Here is a 7,786-nt window from a genome sequence, read left to right on the forward strand (position 1 = left end):
TCATCGCCATTCGTCCATGCCCTGTCGGTCGAGTCCGAATCTGATCGGGAGGCTTCCCAGGCCATTCAGGAAGTTGGAGAAGACGGGCTGCACCGGACCGGCCGGCTCGACTGAGATGACAGCCGTGCGCAAAGCGTCCAGCATCGCGTTGATCTCCACCCGTCCCAGATAGGCGCCGAGGCAGAAATGCGGTCCGTATCCGAAGGACGTGTGCTTGTTCGGAGTGCGCCCGAGGTCGAACACCTCGGGATTCTCGAAGACGGCCTCGTCGCGATTGGCGGAGGTGTTCCAGAGGGTCACGATGTCGCCCTCCGCGATGAGTTCGTCGCCGATCTCCACGTCGGTCAGCGCCCGGCGGCCGAAATGCATCGCCGGACTCGTCCAGCGCAGCACCTCCTCCACGGCGCTCTCCACCGTGACCTCGCGCTCCTTGAGCCGCCGCCACTGGTCCGGGTGCTCCATCAGCGCGACGACGCTGCCGATCATCGACAGCCGGCTGGTCTCGTCGCCGCCCAGGATGAGGCTGTAGCAGTTGAGGACGATCTCGTCCTCGCTCAGCGGCTTTCCGTCCACCTCACCGGTGGCCAGGACGCTGATCACGTCGTCGACCGGGTCGGCGCGGCGGGCCTCGGCCAGTTCGGAGAAGTACATGAGGATCTCGTTGCGGGCGAGCCATGCGTCCTGCGCGGTGTGCTCGGCGCTGTCGGAGCTGAGGGCCTGCTTGTTCAGACTCAGCAGGAACGACCGGTCCGACTCGGGCACGCCCAGCAGGTCGCAGATGGTGCTGATCGGGATGTGCTCCGCGACGTCCTTGGCGAAGTCCGCCTCACCGCGCTCGACCGCCTCCCCGAGCAGCCGGCGGGTACGCCGCACGACCTGCTCGGAGATGTGCGAAAGGGCGCGCGGCGAGAAGGACTTCAGCAGCAGCTTGCGGATGGCCGCGTGGCGCGGGCCGTCGGTGACGGCGAGCATCTTGCCCGACGCCGAGTCGCTGCCGTGCAGCAGCGTGGCCAGGACGTTGCCCCGCTCCGAGTGGAAGCGGTCGTCGTCCTTGTAGACCGCCATGACGTCCGCGTACCGGGACAGCACCCAGAACGCGGGCCCCGCCTCGGTCTCCGGGTGGCGGTGGACCGGCCGTTCGGCACGGAACCGCCGCCACATGGCGTGGATGTCGGTCTCCTGGTAGGTCCGGGGATCGGTCAGGTCGAAAGCGTCCAGCGCCGTGTCCCCGACATCGCGTACGGGTGTCTGCGTTCCTGTGGTCACTGCGTTCTCTCCAGCGTCGTACGGGTTGCGGCAACGGGAGGCTGCGGTACGGCGGAGTTACCTGAGCTCGCGGAACCGGGCGGCCAGCGCCCGGCCGATCTCCGCGATCGGTCCCGGCTGGGTGAGCTCGTTGTGACCGCAGTCGATCACCTGCGAGTCGAGCCGGCCCGTCACGTAGGGACGCCAGGCGTCCACCATCGCCCCGGGGTCCTCGTGGTCGCGGCCTGCTACGGTCACGAGCACATCGGCCCGCAGTACACCCAGCTTGCCCGGTGAGTACGGGTGGATGATGCGCTGTGACATGTTGGTGCCAACCCTGGCCAGCGCCTCGATCTGACGCTCCTCCAGACCGGCCAGCGCGCTGTCGCCGCCGCGCAGCGCCTCCATGACGTCGTCGTACGCCAGCGGCCTGGGCCACCGCGAGTGGTCGTGCCCGCCGAGGTCCAGCAGGGTGGTCAGCACGTCCTGGGCGTCGTAGCTGAGATCGGCGTGCTCCTCGGAGCGGATGTGCGGGTCGGTGTCGAGGATGGCCAGCAGCGCCACCTGTTCGCCCGCCGCCTCCAGCCGGGTGCCGATGAGGTGTCCGAGGATGCCGCCGAGCGACCAGCCGGCCAGGTGGTACGGGCCTTCGGGCTGTACGGCGCGGATCTGCGCCAGATAGTCGTCGGCCATCTCCTCGATGGAGTCCGGCAGCGCCTCGTCCCGTGCCAGGCCGCGCGCCTGGAGGCCGTACAGCGGTCGGTCGGGGCCGATGTGGCGCATCAGCCCGGAGTAGCCCCAGCTGATGCCGGCGCCGGGGTGGATGCAGAACAGCGGCGGCCTGCTGCCGTGCCGCCGCAGCGGCAGCAGCACGTCGAACGGGTCGTGCTCCTCCTCCCCGGCCGACAGCTCCGCGGCGAGGCCCGCCACGGTGGGGTTCTCCAGGAGGCTGCGCACGGACAGGCGGACGCCGAAGGCGGCCCTGACCCGGCTGATCAGCCGGGTGGCGAGCAGTGAATGGCCGCCCAGGTCGAAGAAGTTGTCGTCGATGCCGGCCCGCGGCACGGAGAGCACCTCGGCGAACAGGCCGCACAGGACCTCTTCCTGCGGGGTGCGCGGCGCCCCGCTGCCGGCGACGCCGGTGACCTCCGGATCTGGCAGGTTCTTGCGGTCGAGCTTGCCGTTCGGGGTGAGCGGGAACTCGTCGAGGACGACGATCGCCGACGGCACCATGTAGTCGGGCAGCAGCTCGGCCAGTTCGGCGCGGAGCACCGCCGGGTCGAGGCCGGCGGCCCCGTCGGGGACCGCGTAGCCGAGCAGCCGCGGGGTGCCGTCCGGGGCGTCGCGGACCACGACCACGGCCTGGCCGACTCCGGTGCGGGCGGCCAGCACCGACTCGATCTCGCCGAGTTCGATGCGGAATCCCCTGAGCTTGATCTGGTCGTCGGCCCGCCCGAGGTATTCGAGCTGGCCGTCGGCACCCCACCGGACCAGGTCGCCGGTGCGGTACATCCGCTCGCCGGGGCCGCCGAACGGGTCGGCCACGAACCGCTCGGCGCTGAGCCCGGCGCGCCCCAGGTAGCCGCGGGCCAGGCCGGCCCCGGCGACGTACAGCTCGCCCGCCACCTGCGGCGGCACCGGACGCAGGGTGGTGCCGAGGACGTACAGCCGGGTGCCGGGCAGCGGCCGCCCGATCGGGGGCGCGTCCGGCCCGGCGGTCAGCGGGTCGCTGATCGTCGCGGCGACCGTGGCCTCCGTCGGCCCGTATGCGTTGACCATCCGCCGGCCGCGCGACCAGCGCGCCACCAGCTCGGGTCCGGTGGCGTCGCCGCCGACCACCAGCGAGCGGAAACCGTCCAGTTCGGCGTCCGGCACGGTCGCCAGCGCGGCGGGCGGGATCAGCGCGTGCGACACCTGCCACTCGGCCAGCGCCTCCGCGAGCGCCTCGTCGGCGAGCGGTCCGGCCGGCGGCACGACGAGCGCCGCCCCGGAGGTGAGGCTCATGCACAGCTCCAGCACGGAGGCGTCGAAGCTCGGGGACGAGAACTGCAGCACCCGGCTGTCCCCGTCGACCCCGAACCGCTCGACGCAGGCCGCGGCGAACGCCGCGAGCCCCGTGTGCGGGACGACGACGCCCTTGGGCCGGCCCGTCGAGCCCGACGTGTAGATGACGTACGCGGGGTGGCGCACATCGAGCGGCGCGGCCCGGTCCGCGTCGGCGAGATCCGCGGCGGAGCGGGCCGCGACCGCCGCGGCCAGGGACGGGTCGTCGAGCAGCAGCACCGGGGCGGCCGTCTCCGGGACGGCCGCCCCCGACTCGGCGACGACCAGGGCCGGGGCCGAGTCCTCGATCATGTAGGCGATCCGGTCGGCCGGATAGGCCGGGTCCACCGGCAGATAAGCGCCGCCGGCCTTCAGCACCGCGAGACGGGCGACCACGATGTCCACGGACTTGGGCAGCAGCAGCGCCACCACCCGCTCCGAGCCGACGCCGCGGGCCACCAGCTCGCGGGCCAGCCGGTTGGCGCGGTCGTTCAGCTCCTCGTACGACAGCTCGCCGTTCTCCGCCGCGACCGCGGTCGCGGCGGGGGTGCGGGCCGCCTGGGCCTCGAACAGCTCGGCGAAGGTCCGCGCCGCCGGGGCGACGGCGCCGGCCGACCAGCTCTGGACGGACGCGCGTTCCCGCGCGGTGAGGATGTCCAGCCGGCCGACGGGCGTCTCCGGCTCCTCGACGACCAGCCGGAAGAGCTGCTCCAGCCGGGTCCCGAGCGCGGCTATCGTCTCCGCCGCGAACAGGTCGGGGCGGTAGCTGAGCCGCAGGTGCAGCCGGGGGCCGGGCACGGCCGCCAGGCTGAACGGGTAGTGGTTGGCGTCCTGGCCCTCCAGCCCGGTCACCCGCATGGTGTCCGGGTCCGGCTTCTCCTCCGCGGCCAGCGCGGTCGGGTCGATCGGGTAGTTCTCCGTCACGGTGAGCGTGTCGAACAGCTCGCCGATGCCGTCCTTCCAGCCGCCCAACTGCTGCACGTCGGAGAGGCTGAGGTGCTGGTGGTTCATCAGCCCGGCCTGCTGCTTCTGGTGCCGCGCGAGCAGTCCGATCAGCGACTCCGCCGGGTCGAGGGTCACCCGGACCGGGAGGGTGTTGATGAACAGACCGATCATGTGCTCGACACCGGGCAGCTCCGGCGGGCGGCCGGAGACCGTGCCGCCGAAGACCACGTCGTCGCGGCCGGTGAGCCGGCCGAGGAGGATGCCCCAGGCGCCCTGCAGGAGGGTGTTGACGGTCAGTCCGTGCCGGCGGGCCTGGGCCATCAGCGCGGAGGTGAACTCCTCCGGCAGGTCGATGGTGTGGTGCTCGGGCCGGATCGGCTTGCGGTTCGGGTCCTCGGGCGCCAGCAGGGTCGGCTCCGTGGCGCCGGCGAGCACGTCACGCCATGCCCGTTCGCCCTCCGTACGGTCCTGCGCGGCCACCCATGCCAGATAGTCGCGGTACGGCGTGACCCGCGGCAGCCCCGCGTCGTCGCCCTTCTCCTTGTAGAGCGTGAGCAGTTCGCTCACCAGCAGCGGTGTCGACCAGCCGTCCAGCAGGATGTGGTGGTTGCTCACCAGCAGCCGGTGCTCGTGCTCTCCCAGCCGTACCAGGGTGAAGCGGACGAGCGGCGGCCGGTTCAGATCGAACTTGCGGGTGCGGTCCTCCGCCACCACCCGGTCCAGCTCACGGGCCTGTTCGGCCCCCGCCAGTCCGGTCAGGTCCACCTCGCGGTAGGGCACCGGCACCTTGCGCCGGACGATCTGCACCGGGCGTTCCAGCCCTTCGTGCCGGAACCCGGCGCGCAGGGTGGTGTGCCGTGCGACGAGTTTCTCGACGGCGGTGCGCAGCACGTCCCCGTCGACCCGGCCGCCCAGTTCCAGGACCAGCTGGACGGTGTAGATGTCCAGCCCCTGCTCGTCGAGCAGGGCGTGGAACAGCAGTCCCTCCTGCAGCGGGGAAAGCGGCAGGACGTCTTCGAGCCCCGGCTTGGTCGTCATCACATCTCCCACTCGTCGTCGAAGTCCTCGAGGCCGTCGATCTCGTGCTGGTTCAGCGAAACCAGCGGCAGGTCGGACGGGGTGTAGCCGCCGGCAGCCGGGCTGCCGGCATGTTCGGCGAGGGTGCGCAGCATCCGGAACCAGCCCTCGCCCAGGGCGCGGACGTCGTCCTCGGGCAGCAGGCCGTCGCCCCATGTCCAGGTGGCGACGAGCCGGGGGCCGTCGGGCCCGTCCTGGGTGAAGGAGTTGACCTCCAGCGGATGCGCCAGCGGCATCGCGTCGTCGGCCCCGCCACCCAGGCCGCCGGACTCGGGAGCCGGCCCCCAGTCCTGCGGTCCGGGCGTCTGCTCCGTGGCGCTCCGACCGCCCATCCGGCCCAGATAGTTGAAGCCGATCTGGGGCCGTCCGTGGGCCGCGAGCACCGACTCGGTACGCGGATTGAGGTAGCGCAGCAGGCCGTAGCCGATGCCGTTGTCGGGCACCGCCCGCAGCCGCTCCTTGACCTGCTTGAGGACGTCGCCGAGGCGCGCGCCGGAGATGTTCCGCCAGTCCTGCCGGCCGGTGTCCAGCCGTACCGGGTACAGGCTGGTGAACCATCCGACGGTACGGGACAGGTCCACACCCTCGACGATGTCCTCGCGGCCGTGTCCCTCCAGGTCGATCAGCACGCTGTCCGCGTTCCGGCCGCGGCCCCGCTGCCATTCGGCGGCCGCGAGGGCGAAGCCGGTGAGCAGCACGTCGTTCGCGTTGGCGTGGAAGGCCGCGGCGACCTTGGTGAGCAGCGGCGCGGTGTGCTCGGGCTCGAGGGCGAGGGTGAGCGTGCGGGCGCTGCCCTGGGTGTCGCGGGCCGGGTCCAGGGCCCGGGCGCCGAGAGGCGGTTCGGGCCGGCCGAGGACGCCGGTCCACAGGGACAGCTCCTCGATCCGCTCGGGCCGCCGTGCCTCGTCCGCCAGGCGGTGGGCCCAGGTCCTGAACGAGGTGGGCACCGGCTCCAGTTCGGGCTGCGCGCCGTCCGCGGCCGACTGCCAGGCCTCGGTGAGGTCGGGCACGAGGATCCGCCAGGACACTCCGTCGACCACCAGGTGGTGGGCGACCAGCAGCAGCCGTCCGGACCCTCGCGTGCCCGCGTCGAACCAGACGGCCTGGACCATCACGCCGTCCTCGGGCGCCAGCCGGTCCCAGGCCGCCTCCGCGTGCTCGCCCAGGGCCGCGGCGACCGACTCCGGGTCCGTGGCGGTCAGCGGCACGCGGGTGATCACCGACGCGGCCGGGACGGAGCCCCGCTCGGGAACGGTCAGCGACCAGCCGTCCGCGTCCCGCTCGAGCCGCATCCGCAGCGCGTCGTGCCGGTCGAGCACCGCCTGCACCGCGCGGTGCAGCCGTGCCTCGTCCGCGCCGGCCGGCACCTGCAGCAGCATGGACTGGTTGAACCGGTCGACGGGGCCGCCGCGCTCCGCGAGCCAGCGGATGATCGGCGTCGCCGGGAGGTCTCCGATCCCCGCGTCCGCGCTCTCGCGCACCGCCTCCTCGACCGTGCCGGCGACGGCCGCGAGGGCCTCCACCGTCTTGTGCTCGAACACGTCGCGCGGGGTGAAGAGCAGCCCCGCCTTACGGGCGCGGGAGACGAGCTGGATGGAGACGATGCTGTCGCCGCCGAGGTCGAAGAAGCCGTCGTCGGCCCCGACCGAGGGCACGCCGAGCACCTCGGCGAAGAGCCCGCACAGCAGCTCCTCGGTCGCGGTGCGCGGCTCCCGCCCGGAGGTCGCTGCGATCTCGGGGGCGGGCAGCGCCTTGCGGTCGAGCTTGCCGTTGGCGGTCAGCGGCAGGACCTCCAGCGCGACGAACGCAGAGGGCACCATGTAGGCGGGGAGCACGGCGGCCACATGCTCCCGCAGCTCGGCCGTCCCCGGCGCGGTGGCGCCGGCCCGCGGCACCAGATAGCCGACGAGCTTCTTGTCGCCGGGCCGGTCCTCGCGGACCACGGCGGCCACCTGGTCCACGTCCGGGTGGGACTGCAGGGCGGCCTCGATCTCGCCCAGCTCGATACGGAAGCCGCGGAGCTTGACCTGCTGGTCGGCGCGGCCCAGGTACTCCAGCTCGCCGTCCGCGTTCCAGCGGGCGAGGTCGCCCGACCGGTAGAGCCTGCTGCCCGGGGCGCCGTACGGGTCGGCGACGAACCGGTCGGCGCTCAGGTCGGGCCGGCCGAGGTAGCCGCGGGCCAGACCGGCGCCGGCGACGTACATCTCACCGACGGCTCCGGTCGGTACCGGCTTCAGCCGCTCGTCGAGGACCCGGACGCGCAGGTCGGGTATCTCGCGGCCGATGGTGCTGCCGGCCGCCGACGCGGCGGTGGGGCGGTCCAGCGCCGTGTGGGTGACGTGGACGGTGGTCTCGGTGATGCCGTACATGTTGACCAGCACCGGAGCGTCGTCCGCGTGCCGCCCGTACCACTCCTCGAGCCGCCACAGATCCAGCGCCTCGCCGCCGAACACCACATACCGCAGAGCGAGCCCGT

Annotated in this window: 3 protein-coding genes; all 3 read right to left on the reverse strand. The window is 72.6% G+C overall.

What is annotated here, in order from left to right; all coding sequences use genetic code 11:
• Positions 1–1,266, reverse strand: coding sequence for a cytochrome P450 (locus ACFYOP_RS27595; protein WP_356899624.1), 1,266 nt, complete (start codon positions 1,264–1,266; stop codon positions 1–3).
• Between the two features lie 57 nt (positions 1,267–1,323).
• A complete protein-coding gene (locus tag ACFYOP_RS27600; RefSeq protein WP_356899623.1) occupies positions 1,324–5,271 on the reverse strand; it encodes an amino acid adenylation domain-containing protein in 3,948 nt (1,315 codons plus the stop codon).
• On the reverse strand, positions 5,271–7,786 hold a 2,516-nt coding region (locus ACFYOP_RS27605; protein WP_356899622.1), incomplete at its 5' end, for a condensation domain-containing protein. The genes ACFYOP_RS27600 and ACFYOP_RS27605, both read right to left, overlap by 1 nt.

The sequence above is a fragment of the Streptomyces sp. NPDC006294 genome, assembly GCF_042870895.1.
Taxonomy (GTDB): Bacteria; Actinomycetota; Actinomycetes; order Streptomycetales; family Streptomycetaceae; genus Streptomyces.

Coding starts and splice junctions, on each gene's coding strand:
- ACFYOP_RS27600 (WP_356899623.1), bottom strand. CDS start 5,271: ATGACGACCAAGCCGGGGCTCGAAGACGTCCTGCCGCTTTCCCCGCTG.